This is a genomic window from Candidatus Terasakiella magnetica (assembly GCF_900093605.1).
GTDB lineage: Bacteria > Pseudomonadota > Alphaproteobacteria > Rhodospirillales > Terasakiellaceae > Terasakiella > Terasakiella magnetica.
In genome coordinates, this window is the sequence record NZ_FLYE01000010.1 from 1 (window position 1) to 23,869 (window position 23,869).

Genomic DNA, 23,869 nt, shown 5'->3' on the forward strand with positions numbered 1-23,869 from the left:
GACCTGCTCTCCTAGCTCAAGAACAGGATTTTAACAGCGATTGCCGCCATGATGATGGTGTAGAACCATTTCAGGAAGATGGATGGCAAGACTTTCATCAAACGTGCACCCAAGGCCCCACCAGCAAAAGCACCCGGAACCATGATCATGGTCATGATCAATGGTGTTTCCCAATCAATCAAACCTGCACTTGTGCCGTGGATAAAGGCAACAAGCGCCCCCATGGCAGAAGCCCAAAAGACCACAACTGAACTGTTGGCAATAGCATTTTGAATGGCTTGTTTCTTAAAGAAGCGCTGAAGGGGAACAGCCAGAACGCCACCACTGATACCCAAAATACCACTGATCAAACCAATGGGCAGACCTAAGAAAACATCTTTGAGGTTGATGCCAAACGGGCCGTCTTTGGCCTCTTCTTTGTCCTCATTAAGCAGGTCGTCAATATAGCTGTCATCATCACCTTCATGAATGACTTCTACTTCATCAACGGTTTTATCACCTGATTTAACCAAAATATTATCTGGGACAGCGGCGAAAATTTCATGCAGGCCTTTTAAGGTCATGGTCAGGGCAAAGGCACCGAGCAAGAAGGCAATGCCGCCATCACCAATATAGTTACCGATAAAGTAACCGCCGACCATACCAATGACCGCCCATGGCAGGAGCTTTTTGACCGTATCCCACATGACAAGACCGGACTTGATATTACGATGTGCAGCGGCACCAAAGATAAACAGGTTGGTCAGATAGGCCACAGGGCGAATGAGGTAAATCCCATAGCCAAAGACAATCATCATACCCGCAACATGAAGGATACCACCGCCCATGGTCATCATCCCGCTGATCAGGCCTGCGCCTAAACCAAGCAGGGCAAGGCCGACAATATCTTTAAGCGGGAAGCCTAAAATACGTGTGCCACCAAGATGCTCCAGATCGGTCATGGCGTGGTTCACACCATTTGCCACCACATTCATACCAAATGTATTATTGTTGCTTTGTGTATTTGGGTTAACTGTTGCGCCCTGTTGGGCTTGAGTGGCAGCCGTGATTTGCCACCATGCATTTGAGGTCACAGAACCATTATTGGCCACTTGTTGTTTTGGCTTCCACGCCGCAGGGGCTGCGGCTGCGTTTGCGCCCAAGTCTTGACCGACTTTAAAGTTTACCACATCAGCAAAATGGGTCATGACCACATAAGTTGGGATCATAAAGCCATCAATCACGCCATTTTTACCGTTAAAGGCCAAATTCACACCAACGATTTCGCCCCGGCGGTTAACCAAAGGACCACCTGTTTGGTGCCAAGAAAAGACAGCATCTGTTGCCGCCAAAGCCTTCATCGGCTTGCCCGCCACATTTAGCGTTGTATCAAGGGTTTGCAGCTGACCTTGATTGATCACCACATTGCCGCTGCGTGTCTGACCCAAGGCAATCACAGGTGATTTCACTTCAAGGTTAGAGGCGTTAGCCAAGGTGAAATATTGGAAACGTTTTTTCGAAATAATCTTCAAAATAGCCAGATTATGATTGGCGTTGGTTTCAATCACTTCAGCTTTAAAAGGCTTGATGCCTTCAGCCGTGCGCACATAAACATAAAGCTGATCAAGGTTTTGAAGCGGATGAAGAACAGTGAGCACATGGCCTTGCGGGCTGACAAGGGAGCCTGAGGCCATCAATGGCATGTTCGGCAATGCCCCACTGATACCCACAATGCCCGGTGCCAAAGCACTGGCAATTTTATCTGGCGCACCTGCGGCATCACGCAGAAGAAATTCTGAAAGGCCTAGGTGTTTATGCTTTTCAAAATGGGTATCTTCTTTATAGCCATTCAGGATGATAAAGCCCCAAACGAAGGTCAAGATGACCATCGCCAAAAAGCCAATCGCCAAACCTTGCCACGGGCTGCTACAGAACCCTTTGGCACCAAATAAAGTTGGTTTTTTAATTACTTCTTCGTTCTCGCTCATATCACTCTCAACCTAATGGCTGTTTGTTCTTAACATTTGTTCATTCACTTTGGCCGTTTAAGCCAGCCCACCTTCAGGGGCTTCGATTAAAGAAGCCGCATCATCACTGTCTTGAGCCGCATTGGCATTTTTTTCATGTGCCTCAGCCTTAACCTGAATGGCACCGATGCGACTGACCGTATGGATGATGGTTTCTTTAACCTTATTGGCAATGGCTGTGGCCTCACTCACCGTGGCATTTTCATCCACACCAACGGTGATTTCAGCAGAAATATTCTGACCGATATGGCGGGTCCGCATATGTTTGATCTCGCGCACACCTTCAACACCCAAGATCAGGTTTTGCAGGATTTTGCGTTTTGGCATATCGATCTGGCGATCCATCAAACCCATGACAGAATCTTTAAACACATGGCTGCCCAAATAAAGAAGGTGCAGGGTTTCAACCACCGCAACCAACGTATCGACCCATGGCATGTCAAGATAATGCGCGCCCACAATACCCACAGCCACCGCACTGGATGAAATCGCATCGGCGTGATGGTGTTGGGATAAGGTCTTAATCAGCGGGCTGTTGCTTTGGGTGGCCGCACATTTTGAATAGGCATACATCACCACATTAACCACGGCACACAAGATCGCCGTCCAAAGGGCAATGAGGTGTGGGGCTTGGTGGGTGCTATCGCCAAACAGCATGGAAACGGCATAAACCAGCAAGAAACCGGTCACAATCAGGAAGATCACACTAACGAAAAGCGATAGTACGAACTCGATCTTGCCATGCCCGTAAGGGTGTTCTTTATCAAGGGATTGCTCAGAAACCTTACCGCCCACGATGACGAGAAGGGAGCTAACCACATCTTTAAAGGAATAAAGGGAATCGGCCAACAGGGCGTGAGAGCCAGAGACCAGCCCGACAAACGCCTTCAAAAAGGTTAAAACGGTGTTGGTCACCAAGCCGACCCAACCAATGGTCTTGATGCATTTACCGCACTTTTCGTATTTCATTCCCTACACTTCCTAAGCTTTATAAGGTCACTTAAAGACCCAAACTAAAAAACCAACCCTTATTTAGGGTGATATTCAATCTGGGCCTTGTTCTTCTTCTTCATGGTGATACGCGCCACACTAAACAGCGCGACCACAAAACCACTAAAAAATGACAAAGCTATTACCAAGATCATCGGCACTGGCACCGGCGCCATAAAGATAAAATCAATTATCACAGGCTCGATGTTTTGCAATGCAAACAACAAGATAGCAATCGCTATGATCAAATATATGATCAGTTTTGCCACGTTCTATTTCTCCAAATGACCTGCGTTAGGCAGTGTTTTTACGAATTAATTATCCGTAACGCTGCCCAGTTGGTCCCAATATTGTGGCGGTAGTTCTTGCGCCAATTTAAGAGCGCCAGCAGCCACCGCATACGTCGGATCAGACACACGAGAAACCTGCACATCACCAAAGCTGACTAGACGTTCTGCGATCATCTTGTCCAAGCCCTGAATGCGTGAACCACCACCTGCAAGGAAGATATTGTTCAACATCGTGCCTTGATCTTCTGGTGAACAGGTCTGAATGAGTTTTTCCACACCTTCGATGATACCCGGTACAATCATTTCACAAGCTGTGCTGATTTCCTTGGTAATATCAAACTGTGCAGGCTTACCATCTACACGCAGGTCTGCCATTACAGGGGCGTCTACAGCGCCAACAAAACCGTGCTTTTCCTTAATCGCCTGCGCCATATGAATATTCATCTGAACTTCAGGGTGAGATTTAAGGATCAATTCTTCGATTTGCTCATCAACAAAGTTACCTGCCTTATTGATGGTGATCTGAGATTTCTGGCCCGGCATTGCCCCTTTAAGCGCGCAGATATCAACCGTACCCGCCCCGATATCAATCACAAGGCTGTTGACCAGTGAACCGCGACCATAAGCCACAAGGAAAGGCTCTGAAATCACCTGAACCGTATCGGCGAAATCTTCAAAGACCTGAACCATCAAATCTTTGTTTGTGTTAGATGCACGTGCTGGCACACCCACGATCACGGCAACTTCATCACCATCTTTGGCAATAGAGTTGATCGTGTGATCCACAAAATCACGCGCCACTTCCATGTCACGCTCAACATATTCGCGCAATACACCATCTTTCAACGGGCTGCGCAGATCAACGAAAGAGCGTTTTTCAAAAGCGGCATCACCAACCACATACGGCTCACCCAGCAGTTTCACACCGATCATGTCTTTAGGATAGCCCACGACAGAACGAAAAACCTGTTGATGCCCACGGTTTGACATTACAGCAGTATAGGACGTGCCAAAATCAAAGCCGATCAACAACGGTGTCTCTTCACCATCAGTGGTAGATGTTTCGTTGCCGACTGCCCAGCTATCGTTAGTACTGCTCATAATTTCAAACCTTTACAAAATCCTGTTATTGTTGCGGAGTGCTCTGGCTTTCTTTTTCCGACTTCATTTCAGTCGCGACAGCTGCGTCGATATCTTCGTCCACAGATGTATCTTTATTTGCCGAGAGCTTGTTTTCTACATATCCACGCAAATCATTAAAGCCTTCGCTCACGCCGCCAACCATTTCTTTAAAGCTGGTTTTGGCATGGGGAAGAACATTTTTTTGCGCAGATGAACTGCTGTTGATAATTGCTTCTAAACCATCACCCAAAACGTTGATTACACCATTCACAAGGTCCTCAACCGGAATATCTTGTGCATTTGGCGCATCAGCTTTTTGCGAATCACTATCAGATTCATCGATAGATTGATCAGAAGCAGCTTTCGGATCTGCTTTTGGTTTCTCTTCAACTGTCTTATCAGCTGCCTTTTCCGCTTTAGGCTTTGCTGCTGCTTTTGGCGCAGTTTTTGGCGCAGATGCTGGCTTATCGGCTGTTTCAGCCTCTTCTTTTACCACAGCTTCTGGCTTAGTTTCTGTTGATTTCGTAACCATAAGTCATTTCCTTTTTTTTGAAATCCAGCCTTAGCTGAACCCCCATGCTTGATACCAGTTAGACGGATTTTTGTCTAACATAATTCATGTTCAATCCTTTGAAGATGTGGGCTTTTTGATTCCGTCGACAAATCCGTTAACAGCACCTGATCCGGCATTTTTAAGCCGGCTTGCACCATCTTTAACCGATTGCACACCGTAACCAACACCTTGCGCGACCCCTTTGCCCGCACAAGCCCCTGCATCAACAATGGCCTCTACCCCACTTCCCAGTGCATCAACCGTGCCCCGGGCAATGTTCTCTACTAATATCTCATCATCATCTAATCGGCGTGTTGGCTGCTCACCAATACTGGCGACAGCTCCTTTTGCCGTATCAACAACCAGCTCCACCCCATCACCCAACACATTGATGATGCCGCTTGCCACACCTTCAACTGCGATTTCTTTTGGGCTTACATCAGCTTTATTCAGCTTATTGCGCTCACTTAAGCGCATGGTCTGATCTGCTGAATTTTTCGTCCAGACCGTTTGTTTTTTACGCTTTGACCTGCGCGGCTGTGCCACAGGCTCAGGTGCTTTGGCCAGTTCTTGGGGAACGTCAACTTCTTCTTTGCGCCAAGGGCTCGCCTCAACCGTTTGTGGCTTTTCATGTGGTGTTGGAGCAGGTGTTTGTGCAACAGCTGCTTGATCTGTCACAGAAGGCTGCACGGCTTTATCAACAGAAGCCTCAAGCCCACCGGACTCTTTTTCATTGAGCCAATGTTCAATATTGCGCGCACGCATGGCCTTGCGCTCACCCCGTTTGAGGCGGCCTTTGCGTCGGGGTTCTTCATAATAATAAGGGTCAACAGCCTGTGGCTCTTCAGCTTGCGCCCCTGAAGTCATCACGACTTTTTGCTCAACCGGCTTGCCATGAGCTTTATAGACAATGGGTTCTGCAGCCAGTTCTTTGGCAGGCTCATTGTTTAAGCTTAACCAAGGTGAGTCAATTTCCACACCACGTGCATTTTTAAAGACGGGGCTCGCCTCAGGTGCGGGCGCATCCACCTTAACGGCCTTAACGGTGATTTCGTCTGCCTCTTTCACAGGCTCGCTTTCAGGCGCTTTCATCTTCTCAACAACCTGTGTTTCAGTTTGTTGAGTGGTTTCATCGCCCTTGGCCTGTGAGATTTCTTCCTTAACAACAGCAACAGCCTCGACTTTTTCTTCAGGCTTTTTCTCAACAGCTTGTACAGCTGGTGCTGCTTTTGGTTCTTCAACCACTTCAGGATGGATAATTTCTTCAGGCATCACAATGGGCTGTGCGCCTTGGCCCATCAATGCCCCCGCCCAAGGTGAGGCGCTAAAGGCATCTTGCAACAATGCAGAAACAGGTTCCGGCTCAGGCTCTTTAACGGGCTCTGCTTTTTTCTTTGGTGCCGGCTTTGGCTTGGCGCGCGGTTTTGTTGTTGCCTTTGCAGGCGCTTTGGCAGGTGCCTTCGGCTTTGCAGCTACTTTTGGTGCAGGCTTCTTTTCGTCAGTCGTTTTCTTTGCACTTACGGCTGTTTTAGCAGGCGCTGTCTTTGTGGTTTTGCGCGGCGTTTTCGCAGCTGGCTTTACGACCTTCTGATCAGGCTCTTTTTCTTCAGCCTTTTTAACAACTGGTGCTTTTTTAGGCGCAGGTGTTTTCTTTACTGCTGGTTTGGCTTTGGGTTTAGGGTTTTCCTTTGGCGCAGGGTCACTGCCCCCCAGCATATCAAACTGAAGCTCGTCTACATCGTTCTTTGGGTCTTTTGGATCATTTGCCATGATTAAACCACCAAACTGCTAAATCAAAATCACGTTAAGTTAACGCAGTACAAGGAAGACTTCCTTGCCTGCCCTATCAATTCTTAACACGATCATGTTTTCTTTTCTGGCTTTTTTAATTGCCTTATCGAACTTTTTAGCATTTTTCGCAGAGCGCGCGTTTACTTCCAAAATCACATCATTGCGCATCACACCCGCACGCTCAGCTGGTGAGCCGCGTGTGATATCGCCAACAATGGCACCACCGGGCTGTTTGCCTTGCGGGGCTTCAACAGGTGTCGGTCGGCGGAAGTTTTCAACCTCAATACCACGCCAGTTAAATTCATTAGGCACGGGTGCTTTGACATTGGCTTGTGCTTTTTTGCGCAATGTTGGTGTATTTGGCTTCTTTTGAACATTTGTTTGTGGGCGCGGCGCAACCATGGTTTTGACTTTCACCAATTCCACGTCTGAGCGACGACCATTGCGCATCAAGGTCATACGAACCGGATCACCCACAATGATTTTATCCAACGCTTGGGACATTTCCAAAGGTGAGTTCACACGACGACCATCTACACGCAAAATGATGTCATTGATTTTCACACCCGCTGCATGGGCAGGCGATTGCGGGATAACCTTATTAACAAAGACGCCACGACCCGGTGATGTTCCGGTGTGCTGCACCAATGGGGAATCAATTGGCAGAACACTAGCGCCCTGGATAAAAAAATCACGGGCAGGCAATGTTGCACGGTTATCTTGTTTCGTCAGCCCCCCCACTTGTGCGGCAACGTTTAAGCCGAAGTTTTTAGACGGGCCCGCAAATTGATAATTAAAAGCCGCTGGTGTCGCCCCAATAATCTGGTGACAGGTCGTACAATTCATTGTTTCACGACCATCTCTATGGGGTGGCTTGGCCGTTGCTGGAATAGGTGGTGCGCCATTTTGCTGTGGCATAGCGACGACTTGCGCCGTTGGTGTACCACCGCCATTGATTTGGTGACACATGGTACATTTCATCTGCGCACGTTCATCATTATGCGGGTTGCGTGCAGTCGCTGAAATAGCCGGGCCTTGTTGCATTTGACGCTTGGTCAAAGCCACAACTTGCGCCATTGGTTTACCGCCGCCATTGATTTGGTGACACATGGTACATTTCATCTGATCACGTTCATCACCATGCGGGCTGCGCGCTGTTGCTGAAATAGCTGGACCTTGCTGCATTTGACGCTTGGTTAGGGCAACAACTTGCGCCGTTGGCTTACCACCGCCATTGATTTGGTGACACATGGTACATTTCATCTGCGCACGTTCATCATTATGCGGGTTGCGTGCAGTGGCTGAAATGGCTGGGCCTTGTTGCATTTGACGTTTGGTCAAAGCCACAGTTTGCCCCATGGCCTGCCCGCCCCCTGTGATCTGGTGACAGGTTTGACAATCCATCTGCTCACGACCATCGGTATGAGGTGGCTTGGCACTGGCAGGAATAGGTGGCGCGCCTGTTGGCTGCGTCATCGCAACCCCCTGCATCATCACCTGTTGCATCATGGGCTTACCCATTTTTGTCGGTAATGTTTTGATCTGTTCAACCAAGAAAGTGCGTACCTGATTACTTGGTACGGCAAAACCGATCCCGGCAAAAGAGCCTGTTGGTGTGTAAATCGCTGTGTTAATGCCAACCACTTTTGCGTCCGCACCAATTAAGGGACCACCGGAGTTACCTTGGTTAATCGCCGCATCTGTTTGTAACAGGTTGGCATGGGTAATATTTTCAATGGTGAGTGATTTACGCTTTGCAGAAATAATCCCGCGACTTACCGTCTGGCTTAAGCCAAAGGGGCTGCCCACGGCAATCACTTCATCAGCGACTTTGGTTACGTCACTATTGGCAAGGATTGCTGCCGTTAATGGTTTCTTTGGCTCAATCTTTAAAAGGGCAAGGTCAAGGACTTCATCGAGCTTAATAACAGATGCAGGATAACGATCTACCAAATCACCCGTAAACACATTTACGGTCACAGAACCCGCATCGCGGATGATGTGATAGTTCGTTACAACGTAGCCGTCATTTCTTACGATAACGCCGGAACCGATATTTTCAAAGGAACGTCCAGAAAACGGGTTTGAAAAGATATTACCCACACTTGGACTAGGTTTATTTGTACCTGTTTTGGCTGCTGGCGCTTGACCGCGCACGGCTGAGATATTCACCACACTGTCATGAACGATATCGGCAACACTGGCAAAACCACCCTTCATCGGTTTGGTTTTCTTTTGCCCATTTTGCAAACCAATTGGCATAGCAATAGGCATGCCGGCCTGACCCATCGGCATGGCAGCCGGGATCATCGGGTTACCCATAGAAGGAACAGACACACCCAAACCCGGGGCTGCGCCACCTGGTGTGCGGGGGAACCAGTTAACCAGTTTGGCTTTTGGCTGACCCGGTTGCGCAAAATCACGCGCCATCGGGGCAGCAGGTTCTTTACCCAAAGCCATGGCAGCTGTTTCTGCACCAATGCCTTCTTTATAATAATTCGTATACCAGAAAGCACCGATCAGAATAAGAACTGCAACCAATCCCGCAAACAAAATAAATTTGCGAATTTCAAGGCTACAATGTCCTGGAACGTTGTCTTCCAGTTCGTCTTCTAAAGACAATAATGTTTCTTGATCTTCCACGTGAATTATCCTTCACCGTCTAGCAGGTCTTCGTCTTTGATTGATTGATCATCACGCACCTTTGATAGGCCCGCAGCAACCGCTACAATCCCCAAAGTCACGAGGATGATCGGCATAAGACCGCGCATCAATTCGGTAACGGACCACCACCAGGCAGCCATTCCCCAAAGACCCAATGAAATGGCAACCAAGCCAAAAATCACAACAGGCATAAACTTCGTCCTCTCAATTTGTCACCCACTATAGACAGGTAACACACTCACAAAATGCGCAGTGGCAATTTGTGATAAAAACTTAATTCTGCTCAAACACTTTTTCAATGTCATCACAGATGTCTTCACTAATTTGTTCGTCCGTGCCATCACCGCGCAAGACCCATAAGCTATAGGTCACAACGGCAAAATTCGCTACACCGATTAGCACAAACGGTGCATGTGGTCCAATATGGTCAAACAGAAAACCGCCGATCTGTACAAAAACCACAATGCCGATCCCGCCCACAACATTAAACATGCCGAGCATGGAGCCGCGAATATCCTTTGGTGTCAGATCGATAGTGAGAACTTGCGGCGCCACGAGGCAGCCAGCTTGTCCTAAAGCAGCCAAAACCAGAAACGGGACAATTTCCCAATCAAATGGGTTTACAATAAAGCCAAGCCCGACGAATCCTGTACCTGAGAGCGCCATGCCCAGTGCCAGTGTTTTTACACGGCCCATGACCTCAATGGCGCGCCCCCATGCAGGTAAGGAGACCAGAACCACAATCCCAACCAAACCGATTAGGGAGCCTGCTTCAGCAGCGGCCACTTCTTGTTCAACCTTGATCAGGTCGGCAAAATAGATGAACCACATCATCAAGAACAGGCCAATAAAGACCATGTCTGCACGGGCGAAAAATGCACTTGCGAAACTGAGACGCAAACGGTCATCTTTTTTCAAAAGCTCTTTGATACGTGCCCACGGGAATTCTTTTTTCTCAAGCTTGGGCGCAATATCAACAAGGCAGCGGTGTGAGACATACGCACCGATCAGACCAACCCCTGCGGTCAACACCATGACCACAATATAGCCTGTATATTTTGGCATCTGCATCAAGATGGCATAAACCAGCGTGCCGCCCAAGGCCATCATAAAGGCCATATTCGCCATGAAACGCGGACGGCTATCAAAATCTGTTGAATCCCCTGCCAAGGCAGAGATTTGCGGCCAGACAGCACCTGTGCCCAAGGACATGATGATACGCATCACATAATAAAAGGCCAGACCACCAATACCGAAGAAAGCGCCAAGCTCAAGGCTCAGAGGGGCAAGCAGTGCGCCAAAGGCGGCAACTAAAAAGCCGATAGTCGCAATGGGTACGCGCCCAAAACGATCTGAGAGATAACCAAGATAGAAGATTAAGGCGAGATCAAGAACTTCTGTCACAACCTGCACGCTGGCATTTACCGCGCCGGCAGATTCAAAAGAGATATCCAGAACATTGCGCAAGAACAACGGCTGTACGGCAATCGCCAATGTCATAAAGACCATGCTGATTGCGGCAAGAAAATATAGTGCGTTGCGATGCTCTCGTTCGAAAGACTGATCTGACATATTAATCTTCAACTATATTCATTTCACAGCGTGACAATAATTTCTTCAACATACGGTTTTGTACATCTCGGTTATTATTAGTGCCTTCGATTCGTTCTTTTTGCATTAAAAAGTCGCTTCAGCCGGAAGGATCAGCTGAAACGACTTCAGTATCTAGGACAGTCCTACATCATTCAAATTCTAGCGAATTAGATTTTTGTAGATACGCCGTAAATAAATGGAAGCTTCCAAGCGCGGTTCAACATCACGGAAACAAAACCAATGAGGGAGAACATCACAACAGCCATAGCAGAAACACTGAAGAACCATTTACCAAGACCCGGCAAATGCAGTGCAAATACAGCCAACACACCCCAAACCCAAATGATCAGGCCTTGTTTTGCGTGAAAATATACATACTCGTCGTCTTTGTTGCTAAACAGCGGCACAAAGCAGAGAATCCCGAGGTAGCTCATCGCCGCCAAAATGCGCGACTTCATTCCACCATTACTTTGAACTGTCGACATAACCATATTACTTGGTTCCTTAAAAAAATACTTTTACTTCCGACTGGCTGAAATACAGCCAGCCCCCATACTCAGCCTACCCTTAGCTGAGAGCTTCTTGAATTTCCAGATCGGTCTCAGACTGATCAATCTGTGATTTCTTCTTGCGAAGGTAGCCATAAACAGCCAACGCACCAACCGCGCCAACCGCAACCGGACCCCAGAAGCTGAGACCCAGACCAAGGCTTTTTGCCCCAATCAAAGAGCCCGTTGCCGCAGAGGATGAACCCGCCGCAGCTTTACCAGCCGTTGCAGCTGCTGCCTTACCCGTTGCCGCAGTTGAGGCCGCAGCCTTACCTGTTGCACCCGCAGCCGTTTTTGCGGTTGCAGTCGCAGCACCTTTTGTAACGGTTGCGCCTGCAGCTTTGCCCGTTGCCATGGTTTTACCAGCACCGGCAGCCTTGGCACCAGCGGCTTTACCGCCCATACCTTTAGCACCAGCTTTGGCACCGGCATTACGCATTGCTTCGCGTTCCATTTCGCCGCCCATTGCTTTGGCAGCCGTACCTTTTGCAGCACCTGCTTTAGCACCAGCAGCTTTGCCGCCCATACCCTTGGCACCAGCTTTAGCACCTGCATTGCGCATGCCTTCGCGTTCCATTTCACCGCGCATGGCTTGTGCAGCACCACCTTTAGCCATACCGGCTTTGGCTGTACCACCCTTACCACCAGCAGCTACGCAAGCTGCACCGTTATTCATTGCTACCATCTCTCAGATCCTTCTCGCTTAGGCCGGAGCTACATTACCACTTGGCGCAGGTGGATTGATCAGCGCTTCGCACTCATCCACATCGCCATCACATTCTTCTTCCGCAGCTTTATTACGCTGATAGAGGTAATAACCGCCTGTTGCAGCCGCAGCTGTCAACAAAACCGGACCCAGCGCACCAAGACCAAGACCAAGACCGAGGCTCAAGCCTGTACCTGTCCAGATCGTGCCGCTTGCTGCTGTACCAGCCGCGGCTGTTGCACCAGCTGCTGCGGCGGCTTTACCTGCCGCTGCTTTACCAGCTGTTGCCGCTGCTGCTTTTGTTGCAACAGCTTTACCTGTTGTTGCTACTGCTGTTTTTGCCGCAACCGTCTTGCCTGCTGTTGCTGCAACAGTTTTACCTGTGCCACCCAACATAATTGTTACGTTTGGCGCTTGTGCTGCTGCACCTGCACCTTTGGAGATCACACCGGCTGAACCGATCGTCGTCTTACCAATAACAACGCCTTTTTCAGCCGCTGCTGTTGCTGCAACACCAGCACCTGCTTTTGCACCAGCGCCTTTAAGCGGGTGAAGCACGAGCATTTTATTTGCAATGTTATTACCCATGATTGGCGCTTTACCAACCACGAAAGCTTTACCTTGGAATGCCTGCAATTGCGCTGCTGCTTTTGCATTTGTCAGCTTAACAGCAACCGTACCCTTTGTGGCGGCTGCCGCACCAGCGGCTGCTTTTGCACCAGCTGCGGGGTGAAGTGCCAGGTAGTTCATACCAGCTTTACCCAAAACAGGAGATTTACCAAAAGTGAATGTCTTACCAACCAGCGAAGGCAACTGTTGACCAGCGCCCGTAACTTTTAACATCACCACATCTTTACCAGCGCTTGCCCCAACTGGCTGAAGAAGAAGTTGATTATTGACCATGGCGCCAGCGCCACCCGCTTTTGTCACTGAGCCGACTTTAAACGTCTTGCCGACAAGTGCAGGAACAGATCTCGCCTGCTCCGCTTTAAGTAATAACATTCAAGGTACCCCCTAATTAGGTTTTAATTTCTTTAAACATACATAAGCATTCACTTTTAAGCAAGATTAAAAACGCTCAAAAAGCCAGTTGCAAGTCGTTATTAACACTGAGGTTTTCCCCAGTTTTTCTGCGGTTTTCAGGGGGGGGGCTACCCATAATAAAAATATGGATAATTATCTTTTTCGATAATAATTCTTACTAACCAAGCGTTGAGAGAATTTTTTGCTTCTTTTTGTCCAAAAACTCGCGAATCTCATTATCACCCATGGATTTATCTTCATGTTCGAGATTCTCAAAATGCTCAACGATAGCATTAAATTCTTCACTGACCTTCGCGCTCACATCGCCGCGGATGTCCTCAATCGCCTTTTCATACTCCTGATTAAAGCGCTCGCTTAGGCGTTGTTTTTCTTGTGCAGACCAGTTGAAAACGTCAGCCAGAGCCTTTTTCTTTTCCTGCTCAACCGCTTCTTTCAACTCTTGCGTTTTTTTCTGGCGATAGGCCGCCATATCATTTTCCATTTGGCGGACCTGTTTGAGCATGGCTTGCTCTTCATCCGTCAAATATTGATAGTTCTTTTCTTGTGCCTGATGGGCCAATTGCTGGGCGCGTTGTGACTGTTGTAACAGCTTACATTTCTTCTTTTTCTTTTTTCGACGCACGATAATATTTTGCTTTTCATCCACCGCCTGTATCAAAACGGCGGTGCCCAAAAAAGTCCAAAATGCATATGTTGCAGAAAGCATTTACCTTACCTCGTCAATGCGTGTTTGCAGTTCAACCCAAGCCATCCAGCTATCCTCGTTATCACGAAACTCTTCAAGACCAAGTGTGACTGTCCCGTCTTCAATATTGCGCAGATCAGCACGCACCACATGGAAGGACAGATCAAGTCTCGGACACGAGATTTCAACTATTGTATCCGCATTAAAATTATTCGCATCAAAAATCACCTGATTTAGGGAGATATTTTTCACCTCTGCCAGATGTGAATGCCCACTTGCATCATCCCACGCCACAACCATCGCGCCTGTTGGCACCTCGCTAAAGCCAAAGATCTTCTTTTTCTTTTTTACGGGTTGAGGGGGAACCAAGACTTCTTCCGGAATAGGCGCTTCTTCAATAACAGGGGGTATTTCCTCTACTGGTTCATCCTCCATTACCTCTTCAATCTCCACATCCGCCTCAGGCAAAACCTCCAATTGGGGTGTCTCCTCTTCAATGAGCTCTTCTTCATCCTCTTCAAAAGGCTGCTTTGAAATCTCGCGCTGTACGCCATAGCCCAATGCAGCAAAACAAAGCAGCAGGACCAAAAAGGCCATAACGAGCCCGCCATAGCCCGAAGCCTCACTTTGCATAAAGGTGATTTTTTCAATCACTTCGATCGAAGATTGCTCTATTAGAACCATATGATTCATGCTGGATACCCACAGCTCATTGACAAAACGCCACACATTACCCTGCCTACCCTCCAATTGCCAGACTTGACTTAAAGCGACGAGGCTGCCTAAAATAACACTCATATGAAGGTAGTTATAACCTATTGAGGTAAAAGTGTTTATCGAATTAACGCCAGAGTACATGCTCGGCATCGAAGCCATTGACGAACAACATCTCAAAATTTGTGAATGGATAAACACGCTACACGATCATAGTCAGAAAGACCTCAATCCTAACAAAATTACAGAGACGCTGAATAATCTGGCTGAATATACTCAAAAGCATTTTTCCTATGAAGAAAAAATCATGTTTAAGTATAAGCTGCCCGGTCTTGCCGAACATATTAAACAGCATCGTGAGTTCTTCATCATTCTAGAAGCCATGATGGATGAGTATCTTATGCTTGAAGAAGAAGAGGCCAAACCCTTTACAAATCGCCTATTGAACTTCTTACAAGAGTGGCTTTTGGACCATATCATGAAAGAAGATATGAAAATTCGCGATGTCATGACGGATTAACGTCTGATTTCCCGCCTTTATAATTGCAAAAAACAGTTTTATTTCATAAAGTCCTATTCAGAAATGAAATAGGGCCGAAGCCTTATGATGTGCTTCGTTCATTCTTTTAGGGTAAGATTCGAAATGATTAAAGAGCTACTACAGGGCAAAGCCTTTCAACTCGGTGTCCTCATTCCTTCCATTGCATGGCTGGTAATCTGGACCTCATACATTTCGATTTATATGGGTTGGGGAAACTTCTTCTATCTGCTGCCCCATGAAGTTGCGGGCGTTTTACTGGCCTTTATCTTCCCTGTCTTTTTACTGTTTGTTTCTTTTGTCGGACTTTCTTTTTATGGAACGGTCGCCGGACATAACGCGCAAATCCTTGAAAAGATCGAAGCCCAAGAGAAAAAACAGTCTGAAGAAATCCATAGCCTGCTCAGCAAACAAAATGCCGATACGGAAATGCTTTCTGCGGTTACTGAACTGCTTGGCAAAATTTCAAAGTCCAGTGCCGCCAATCAACAGGCCCTTGTTGAAAATGGCGAAATGCACCGTGCTTTTGCCTCTGCCCTGAACAACCATCATGCTGATCTTGGCTCCATTGAACATAAGCTCTCCATGCTGGTCCAGATGGAAACAGAACGTGAGGAGCGCACCAAACGTCTGGATGAAGAAGCGGCAAACGACCCGCTTAAAGCAATTTCACAACAAACATCCTTGCTTGGCATGTTTGATATCATCGTGAATGACACCAGTGTTTCTGCAACCCGTTTGCTGGTGAACCTGTTGGAAGCCAACGGTCATCCAAAAACAGAAGCCCTGCAACTGGTGCAAGGTTTGATGAGTGCCTATTCTGTTGGTGAGAAAAACGTCTTCTTAACCGTGCTGTCCCAACAGCTCACCGCCTCACCTAAAGGAACTAAGCCACTGGCAGAGCTTGGGGCAAAATCCGATGTGCTTCGCGGTGATATTGCCAAAGTGATGAAAGCATCGAAAGATATTGAAACAGCACTTGAGCGTTGTAAGGAAGAAGACCTTGGTAAAATGGTCTTTGATAACAAGCCGCTTAAAACACTGGCTGCGCAACTGGGCAAAGACTTCTTTGAAGATGGTTCTGCTAAAGAACAAGTTCGCCCTAAGACAGCAAGCCCTTTTAAGGCGTAATTCTTATAGCCCATCATCGATTCTGGTCTCTCGCCAGAATGACGAGACACAAATGTCATGCTGGCGAAAGGCCCGCATCCATCAGCCGTTGCTTGGCGCTGTCTTGGTAAAGATCATGGCTGGCAGGCGTTTGACCAGCAACAGCCCTAAAATAATCGCACAAACCTCTTCAACGCCTTCTGGCAGAACGTGAGCACTTGCGGCAAGCTCAGACTGAATATCAATAGCCCAAAGGCTCACCAGCTGGTTTACCACAAAACCGGCAGCAAGGCTTGAGATACAGACACCTGCCAGATAGGTCCACATGGTGCGTGTGCCCATTTCATTTTTCACAACCGCAATGGTCGCCATATTGGTTGCCGGACCTGCGAGCAAGAAAACCATCACCGCACCGGGTGATACACCTGCGATCAAAAAGCTTGCCGCCAAGGGTGTGGAGGCCGTCGCGCAGATATACATGGGAATGCCAATGACCAGCATGACCAACATAGCCAAGGGACCACTGCCCCACTCCACCAGCGCCTGTTCTGGCACATAGGTCGTTACAACGCCCGCAACCAGTAGGCCAACGCCCAGCCAAAGGGCAATATCATCCAGAATATCGCTTAAGGCATAAGAAACACCATCCAGTGTTTTGCGAAAGGCATTGGGCTTTTTCACCTCAACAGCCGGTTTAGAATTACCGCAACAGCTAGTCTTACAGCAGGAGCTCGCCTGAGCAGGTTGAGCTTTATTATCTTCTTCAGGCAGAAAAATTGCCAACACACCGGTAAAGACCGCACTGCTCACCGCTGCAATGGGGCGCACAATCGCCATAAAGGGGCCAAGCAACGCATAAGAGACCGCAACGGAGTCCACGCCTGTTTCTGGTGTGGAGATTAAAAAGGACAAAGTCGCCGGACGTGAGCCACCTGCGCGACGCATACCAACAGCTGCGGGTAACACCCCGCATGAACATAACGGCAGTGGCGCGCCAAAAAGGGCTGCGCCAAAAATGGACCCAATCCCCTTGCCACCAATATATTTCTGCACCGCTTTTTCAGACATCCATGCCTTGATGACACCTGCCATCACAAGGCCAAAAAGCAGCCAAGGGGCTGCTTCGAGAAAAAGGTGGAGGGTATTGGTGAGGAGTTCCATTTTAAGGAGCCATCTTTATTTTAAAGTTTTTTCATTTGCCGTATCACAGTTTGCAGCACTGCCACAACTGCCACAGCCCGTACCGCAGCCTTGCCCGGGGTTGAATTTGTTACGGATATGACGCATGGCAAGAAAAATACAAATACCAAAAACGATCGTGAGAATAAGCGCTTCCATCAATCACTACCTTATTTTGTGAGATTAAGTCTCAATAACTCTAGACTAGCAAAAAAAGGACCGAAGTGTAAAGTTTCACACTCCGGTCCCTTTTTTTCAGGGGAAATGACACTAAATTATCATGTTACCGATAATTGTAACGGCAAAGGCCAAAGACCAAGCGATTGTCAAAGAAAAGGCAACAGAGAAGCCCGCCCATTTCCAGCCGCCCGCTTCACGCTTGATCACCGCCAAGGTGCTAAAGCATGGCGCATATAACAAAGCAAAGACCATGAAGGTAAAGGCCACAAGCGGTGTCATAATGCCTGTCATGGCTTCACGCAGGGATTGGGATTCTTCTGTTGATTCCGCATCCTGACCGTAAAGTACGGCATAAGTCGCAACCACAACTTCCTTGGCAACAACGCCTGTTAAAATAGCAACCGTATCTTTCCAGTTAAAGCCAAGCGGTTCAAACACAGGTGTGACAGCCACACCAACTTGACCGAGATAGCTTTTTTCCATGCTTTCCAAAGACTGCTCACGTGCCAGCGCTGTAATCTGTGTATTGCGCGCTTCACTTTCAGGCTGGGCCTGAAGCTGTGCAATATTGGCATCATAATCTTGGGAATAAACGACATTTTGCGGGAAAGCTTGCAAGAACCAGATGATGATTGAACCAACAAGGATGATCCCACCCACTTTTTTCAAGAAGCCCATCGCCTTTTCCCACATGTGGAAAAGGATGCCGCTAAATGTTGGCATACGAAAAGGTGGAAGTTCCATCACAAAGGATTCACTCTCGCCTTTAATGACAAATTTGGACAGGATGATAGATGCCACCATGGCAACCGCGATGCTGAGCATATACATGACGAAAACCATCGTGCCCGCGATCTCTGCAAAGAAAGCCCCTGCAAAGAGAACGAACACAGGCAAACGCGCCGTACAAGCCATAAACGGATTGACCAAAATTGCGATCAGGCGTGCACGCGGGCTTTCAATGGTACGACACGCCATAACAGCGGGAACATTACAACCAAAACCCATCACAAGCGGGATCATGGCTTTACCGTGCAAGCCAAACATATGCATGGTGCGATCCACCAAAAAGGCTGAACGCGCGAGGTAACCGGTCTCACTAAAGAGCGCCATAAAGAAGAACAAAATAACGATGTTTGGCAGGAAGATGATGGTACCGCCCACACCCGCTAAAATACCGTCAACCACAAGGTCGCGCACAAGGCCTTCACTCATCATCGCTGCAACAACTTCAGAGAAGTCACCCATAAGCCCATCAATCCAATCCATTGGGTAAGTGCCCAATGTAAAGGTTGCTTCAAACATCGCCCAGATCAAGCCGATGAAGATCGGCAGACCAAAGAAACGATGAAGGAAAATGCTATCCATTTTCTGTGAAGCAGTTGTGTTTTGCTGTGCTGTCGCCGGAATTTCAATAGCTTCTTCAACAACGCCGTTGATGAACCCATAACGCCCAGTGGCAAACAGTACTTCTGTTGTATCACCGTGGGTGCGTTCCAGCTCATCGCGTTTGGACTGAACAGCTTTGATCAGTTCTTCATGATCGTTTTCACGCTTAACGAGATCATCATCACCTTCCATGAGCTTAATAGCCAACCAGCGTGACTGATGGTCATTCATCTCACCGGGGTGAAGGTCTGTAAGAATTTTCTGTGTATCGACAATCGCCTCTTCAAGGTGGCTGTCATACTTGATGTTCATACTGTCTTTAGGCAGGCCTTTTTCAGCCATCTCAACGATTGAATTAAGCAGCAGCTCAAAGCCGAAGCCTTTGCGCGCTTCTGTTTCAATCACCGGGCTACCCAGGATTTCCGCCATGGCTTTTGTATCAAAGGAAATACCTTTTGCATTTGCTTCATCAATCATATTGATGTCGTAAATACGCGGCACGCCCATTTCGATCAATTGTGTAGACAGGAACAAACTGCGCTGAATGTTAGTTGCATCCAGCATATTGATGATCAGATCAGGCTGTTCATCCTGAATATAATCACGCCCGACAATCTCTTCAGGAGATTGTGAGCTTAAAGAATAGATACCGGGCAGATCGATCACATTGATCGTCCAGCCTTTATGTTCAATCTGGCTGCCTTGTTTATCAATTGTCACACGCGCGTAGTTACCAACGCTTTTATGCGATCCTGTGAGCTTATTGAGCAAAGAGGTTTTACCGCAGTTCGGGTTACCCGCAAGCGCAACCGTGAGCGTTTTTGTTTGAGTATTCACTTACCTATTTCTCCGCAGGTTTAGTCTTTAGTCAGATCGACTGTGATGGTCTGCGCTTCATCGTTGCGCAAAGACAGATCATATCCCAGCAATGTATAAATGCGTGGGTCACCCAATGGGGCGGTATGAGAAACAGAAACCTGAACACCTTTCACAATCCCCATGGAAAGGAGTTTGCGTTTCAATGTGGAGTCCCCACCGATTTCGCGAATATAACCTTGTTCACCTTTCTTTAGGCTTGCAAGTGTTGGTACATCCGTACCTTCGATAACTTTTAGCAATTGACCCCCCTTAACCAACATATAACAGTATTCAATGATGCATCGTATTGAGACTTACTTGCACTGTCAATTACGCATATGCCCCCTTTTACTTCATTATATTATAATGATACTAATAAACACTCTAGGGGCCTGCGATAGTTTTTTTTTAAAAAAAACTTTTTCATCTTTTTTTGTACAAAAAGATAAGTCTTAAATTAAACAGCTTGAAACAGCGCAGTTTTGAGCTGTATTGCGCCCAAAACCATACCCTCAAAACGATAGGTTCGTTTTTAAGTCGGCAAAATCATGAGAAAATTATTTTAGAAATGAAACATAAAAAAAACGCCCTGCGTTTAACAGAGCGTTTTCCTTTTAAGCTTTTTCGTCACGCTCTTTCACCGCGTAACACAAGACCTCAATGGTTGGTCCGTCGACCTTGGTTGAGGCTTTCATCCAGCGCCTTGAGACCTTGGTAAACTCAAACCGCTCCGTCCTGATTTCCGGTCGATTAAACAACTCGTCCAGAACCAACACCTCACCAGATTGCGCCACGGGCATAAGCCGTGCCATGGGCGATACAGACGAAATGATCAAATCCTTGATCTCTGATCCGGCCTCCCCACACGAAGTTGCGCTGCCCCAGTTGATACCCACATAGGCATCGGTCTTCATATCGCGCAGGATATTGAGATAGCCGCGCGCACAGACAATCGCCGTATTGGGGTTTTCAAAAGCCCCATAAAAAGCATCCCCACGCGCTGCCATAGGCACACCTTTTTGGTCGCCCGGGTCCATGAAATACTGGTTATAGCGACGCAAAAGCCCAAGAAGGTCTTGTTCTTCACCGGGTTTTTTCTCGCTAAAGCCCGGCAGGCATAAGGTCACAATGGCAAAATCATTGGTCTCATAAACATTATATACATCTTCATCAAACTTCTCTGGCTTGATGATTTCCGCCTTGGGCTGCTCAGCCACAACAGCTGGCTCTGGCTCTGGTTCCGGCTCGGGGGTTGCCACGACTTCCGGTTCCACCACAGGCTCAGGTTCCTGAAGCGCAACGGGTTCTGGTTCCACAATGGGTTCGGGCTCAATAACAGGCTCCGGCATCGGCTCTGGCTGTGGTTCAGGAACTTGCGTCACAACTGGTTCAGGCTCAGGCTCGGGCACTGGCTCCATAACAGGTGCTGGCTGCGGCTCAGGTTGAGACTGAGGCTGAGGCTGGGGGAACGGCTCGATAGAGGCTTGTGGCTGTGGCTCATAAGCTTCTTCAGCTTGAGCCTCTTCCATCTCCTCATCTTCATCGGGCAAGAACAAATCAACGGAATGTTCCAACAACGTCCCGCGCAAGTCTGCCCCGCCAAAGAAGGCCCCACTTGTATCGGTATTTTCGAAATTCGCACCCGTTAAATCCGCATCACGGAAATCTGCACCTGCCAAGTTTGCCCGTGTCAGGTTCGCCCCGGAAAGATTAACCCCAATCAAGCGCGCCCCACATAGGTTCGCCCCGGTCAGATCCGCCCCGGTCATATTGGTTTTACCTACAAGGGAAGCCCCAGACAGGTTGGCCCAGCGCAATTTACAACCTGCTAAATTGGCTTTGAGCAAATAAGCCCCTGCACAATTGGCACGTTCCAAGTTCGCACCGGCAAGGTTAATACCTTCCATGTTGGACCCTGCCATATTGGCACCGCTCAGGTTAGAGCCGTTCAGGTTCGTGCGTTTCAGGTTTGCCTTGGTCAGAACCGCGCCTTGCAGGTCGATACGTGCAAGGTTAATCCCTTTAATCTCTGCATTGGACAGGTCCGGCATCATCGCCTTATCAGATTCGCGCCAGGCGTTCCATTCTGACGAACCTTTTCCTAAGTTCTGAAGGTGATATACATTGGGCATCAGACCATAATCCTCATACATGTGATCAAGCGCGCGAAGGATTTGCCTCATAGATACAGGGCATCACCCGCGTTTAATCACAAAACATTAAACTCGTTTCACGAGTCTCCACAGATAGAATATATGGAGTCTCATGATTGAATTTATTGTGCCATTTATTGATTAAAAAAGTATTAACCAGTGACCTGATCGTGAGTCTCTGTGCGGCTCTCAGACTCAGCTTCAGCCATTTTCTTGAGGTTGTCTTTTCGACGTTCACGCTCAAAAAACTCAACCTTACGACGACGGTCCGGGCCGATATAGCCTTCAGCTTCAATGAAATCACGCGGGCGTGTAATGAGGGAATGAACATGTTCATAGGTTTCTTTGGGCGAAACCGGCTTGACCATAAATTCGTTAACGCCCTGATCGCGTGCAAGGCGAACATTTCCCTCAGACGCATCCGCCGTCATCATAATAATGGGAATCTGTTGATAGTCTTCAAAAGAAGAATGGCGAATTTTCTTCACCAGATCAAAACCGTTGTCATCTGCAGCTAAGGAACTTTCCACCAAGATAATATCGATGTGATGTTCTTTTAGATAGGCAAAAGCCTGAATGGAGGACGGTACAAAATGGACATCATGCGCGTAAAAATTTCTTAAGATTGTGCGCAACACAGTCGCAGCCCGGCGGTCTTTATCTACAATGAGAAAAGACAATTCGCGAAAATTAAGTTTCGCTCTTTCTTTGGTATTTACGGCTTGCTCTGTCATGACACCGCTATTATCTAATTCTTTTTGTTAAGAATCTGTGAAAGCTGCTCTTGTGACATCGCATTTTCTGGCGTTTTTTCTTCTTCGGGCTGTTTTTTAGCCTCTTCTATTATCGGTTTAGATACGCTTGTATCTTTTGCAACCGCTACCTTCTCTTTTACCTGCTTTTGTACTGGCTGTTCAATCTTTTTCGTTGCCGCCTGTGGCGCAGCTGTTGGCGTTGGCTTAGGCTTAGGCTCGAGCTGGGGCTGAGGCTTTGGTTCAGGCGCAGCTGGTGGTGCTTTGGCGGGGGCGGGTTTTGCTTTTTTGGCCGGGGCCTCGCTATAATGCTGGATCACCGAGTTTAGGTTTTCAAGCAATTTGCGCCCCAGCGCACCGCCATTGCCTTTAATCCCCTTCGCCACCACGACCTTCAATGACTTGATATAGGCCGTGAGAATCTGTATTTCGGCTTCCCCGATATTTTTATGTTCAAGGTCTTCAATGTAATGCAACAAGCGTGTGCCCAGAAAAGTCACCATGGGGAAATCAAACGTGCCGCCAAGCCCTGTCAGGTTATAGGCCACATCACGCATCATATGAAAATCACCCTGATCAAAGTCATGGGTGTTTTTAATCAGTGCCACACGGTCTTGCAGCAGTTTTAAATCTGCCCTAATCCAAGATTGATATGAATCACTTAAATTTTCAACATCACGCTCAGCCGCCGCAATCACATTGACATCAATGGCTGGTGTATTTTCATCTGCACGGGCTTTTTCTAAAAGCGGGACATAACCCTCTAAAGCAAATGTCTTATGTGCTTCACAATTTCCAGCCTCAACCTCTTTGAGGGCCGCCGCTTCATCATCAGCCTCCACAACAAACAGCCTGAGTTCCCCAAGGCCCTCACCAGAGACTTCACCACGTTTTACCTTAGATATTGATTGGGACCAAAATTCAGACGCTTTGCTTTTTTCTGCAAAAGCATGAAATTCAGCTTGGCCTGTTTCTGGAAACTTCCCAATAATATGCATGGATGA

Annotated in this window: 23 protein-coding genes; 2 read left to right on the top strand and 21 right to left on the bottom strand. The window is 47.7% G+C overall.

Annotated elements, in window-relative coordinates; genetic code table 11:
- Positions 1–11 precede the first annotated feature (11 nt).
- The 14 genes from MTBPR1_RS06550 to MTBPR1_RS06615 all read right to left on the bottom strand — a co-directional run bounded on the left by MTBPR1_RS06550 (position 12) and on the right by MTBPR1_RS06615 (position 14,685).
- Complete coding sequence (locus MTBPR1_RS06550; protein ID WP_069186777.1) at positions 12–1,967, bottom strand: TSUP family transporter; 1,956 nt, start codon at positions 1,965–1,967, stop codon at positions 12–14.
- 57 nt (positions 1,968–2,024) lie between these two features.
- A complete protein-coding gene (gene mamM / locus MTBPR1_RS06555) occupies positions 2,025–2,975 on the bottom strand; it encodes a magnetosome biogenesis CDF transporter MamM (RefSeq protein ID WP_069186778.1) in 951 nt (316 codons plus the stop codon).
- A gap of 59 nt (positions 2,976–3,034) precedes the next feature.
- Positions 3,035–3,265, bottom strand: a complete 231-nt coding sequence (locus MTBPR1_RS06560; protein ID WP_069186779.1) for a LapA family protein — start codon at positions 3,263–3,265, stop codon at positions 3,035–3,037.
- Between the two features lie 45 nt (positions 3,266–3,310).
- Positions 3,311–4,387: a MamK family actin-like protein gene (gene mamK, locus MTBPR1_RS06565; protein ID WP_083222945.1), complete on the bottom strand. Its 1,077-nt coding sequence runs from the start codon at positions 4,385–4,387 to the stop codon at positions 3,311–3,313.
- Between the two features lie 25 nt (positions 4,388–4,412).
- Positions 4,413–4,940, bottom strand: coding sequence for a hypothetical protein (locus MTBPR1_RS06570; protein ID WP_069186780.1), 528 nt, complete (start codon positions 4,938–4,940; stop codon positions 4,413–4,415).
- Positions 4,941–5,030: 90 nt separating this feature from the next.
- The gene (locus MTBPR1_RS06575; protein ID WP_069186781.1) at positions 5,031–6,731 is read right to left on the bottom strand and encodes a hypothetical protein; all 1,701 of its coding nucleotides are present in this window, start codon (positions 6,729–6,731) and stop codon (positions 5,031–5,033) included.
- A 39-nt stretch (positions 6,732–6,770) separates the two neighbouring features.
- Positions 6,771–9,395: a magnetochrome domain-containing protein gene (locus MTBPR1_RS06580; RefSeq protein ID WP_069186782.1), complete on the bottom strand. Its 2,625-nt coding sequence runs from the start codon at positions 9,393–9,395 to the stop codon at positions 6,771–6,773.
- 5 nt (positions 9,396–9,400) lie between these two features.
- Positions 9,401–9,607, bottom strand: coding sequence for a magnetosome protein MamI (mamI, locus tag MTBPR1_RS06585; RefSeq protein ID WP_069186783.1), 207 nt, complete (start codon positions 9,605–9,607; stop codon positions 9,401–9,403).
- Positions 9,608–9,689: 82 nt separating this feature from the next.
- Positions 9,690–10,988 (bottom strand): magnetosome biogenesis transporter MamH, encoded by a 1,299-nt coding sequence (gene mamH, locus MTBPR1_RS06590; protein ID WP_069186784.1) that lies wholly within the window; start codon positions 10,986–10,988, stop codon positions 9,690–9,692.
- A 188-nt stretch (positions 10,989–11,176) separates the two neighbouring features.
- Positions 11,177–11,500 carry a hypothetical protein gene (locus MTBPR1_RS06595; protein ID WP_069186785.1) on the bottom strand — a complete coding sequence of 108 codons (324 nt, stop codon included), beginning with the start codon at positions 11,498–11,500 and terminating at the stop codon, positions 11,177–11,179.
- A gap of 76 nt (positions 11,501–11,576) precedes the next feature.
- Positions 11,577–12,242 carry a cell wall protein TIR3 precursor gene (locus tag MTBPR1_RS06600; RefSeq protein WP_240492870.1) on the bottom strand — a complete coding sequence of 222 codons (666 nt, stop codon included), beginning with the start codon at positions 12,240–12,242 and terminating at the stop codon, positions 11,577–11,579.
- A gap of 18 nt (positions 12,243–12,260) precedes the next feature.
- Positions 12,261–13,265, bottom strand: a complete 1,005-nt coding sequence (mamD, locus tag MTBPR1_RS17955) for a magnetosome protein MamD (RefSeq protein ID WP_126465068.1) — start codon at positions 13,263–13,265, stop codon at positions 12,261–12,263.
- A 199-nt stretch (positions 13,266–13,464) separates the two neighbouring features.
- On the bottom strand, positions 13,465–14,013 hold the full coding sequence (locus MTBPR1_RS06610; RefSeq protein WP_069186786.1) for a hypothetical protein: 549 nt from the start codon (positions 14,011–14,013) through the stop codon (positions 13,465–13,467).
- Entirely contained in the window at positions 14,014–14,685 is a 672-nt protein-coding gene (locus tag MTBPR1_RS06615) for a hypothetical protein (protein ID WP_126465070.1), read from the bottom strand.
- Positions 14,686–14,821: 136 nt separating this feature from the next.
- On the opposite strand from MTBPR1_RS06615, the gene MTBPR1_RS06620 reads away from it, so the two are divergent.
- A complete protein-coding gene (locus MTBPR1_RS06620) occupies positions 14,822–15,226 on the top strand; it encodes a bacteriohemerythrin (RefSeq protein ID WP_126465072.1) in 405 nt (134 codons plus the stop codon).
- A gap of 123 nt (positions 15,227–15,349) precedes the next feature.
- Positions 15,350–16,375: a hypothetical protein gene (locus MTBPR1_RS06625; protein ID WP_069186789.1), complete on the top strand. Its 1,026-nt coding sequence runs from the start codon at positions 15,350–15,352 to the stop codon at positions 16,373–16,375.
- 81 nt (positions 16,376–16,456) lie between these two features.
- Here MTBPR1_RS06625 and MTBPR1_RS06630 read toward each other — a convergent pair whose 3' ends face one another.
- The 7 genes from MTBPR1_RS06630 to MTBPR1_RS06655 all read right to left on the bottom strand — a co-directional run bounded on the left by MTBPR1_RS06630 (position 16,457) and on the right by MTBPR1_RS06655 (position 23,863).
- Positions 16,457–17,515, bottom strand: a complete 1,059-nt coding sequence (locus MTBPR1_RS06630; protein WP_069186790.1) for an SO_0444 family Cu/Zn efflux transporter — start codon at positions 17,513–17,515, stop codon at positions 16,457–16,459.
- 15 nt (positions 17,516–17,530) lie between these two features.
- Positions 17,531–17,692: a FeoB-associated Cys-rich membrane protein gene (locus tag MTBPR1_RS17785; RefSeq protein WP_083222946.1), complete on the bottom strand. Its 162-nt coding sequence runs from the start codon at positions 17,690–17,692 to the stop codon at positions 17,531–17,533.
- Between the two features lie 111 nt (positions 17,693–17,803).
- Positions 17,804–19,939, bottom strand: coding sequence for a ferrous iron transport protein B (gene feoB / locus MTBPR1_RS06635; RefSeq protein ID WP_069186791.1), 2,136 nt, complete (start codon positions 19,937–19,939; stop codon positions 17,804–17,806).
- A gap of 20 nt (positions 19,940–19,959) precedes the next feature.
- Complete coding sequence (locus MTBPR1_RS06640; protein WP_205631217.1) at positions 19,960–20,220, bottom strand: FeoA family protein; 261 nt, start codon at positions 20,218–20,220, stop codon at positions 19,960–19,962.
- Between the two features lie 354 nt (positions 20,221–20,574).
- Positions 20,575–22,143: a pentapeptide repeat-containing protein gene (locus MTBPR1_RS18100; protein ID WP_083222947.1), complete on the bottom strand. Its 1,569-nt coding sequence runs from the start codon at positions 22,141–22,143 to the stop codon at positions 20,575–20,577.
- Positions 22,144–22,265: 122 nt separating this feature from the next.
- Entirely contained in the window at positions 22,266–22,847 is a 582-nt protein-coding gene (locus tag MTBPR1_RS06650) for a response regulator (RefSeq protein WP_069186794.1), read from the bottom strand.
- A gap of 14 nt (positions 22,848–22,861) precedes the next feature.
- Positions 22,862–23,863, bottom strand: coding sequence for a hypothetical protein (locus MTBPR1_RS06655; protein ID WP_069186795.1), 1,002 nt, complete (start codon positions 23,861–23,863; stop codon positions 22,862–22,864).
- Between the last annotated feature and the right edge of the window lie 6 nt (positions 23,864–23,869).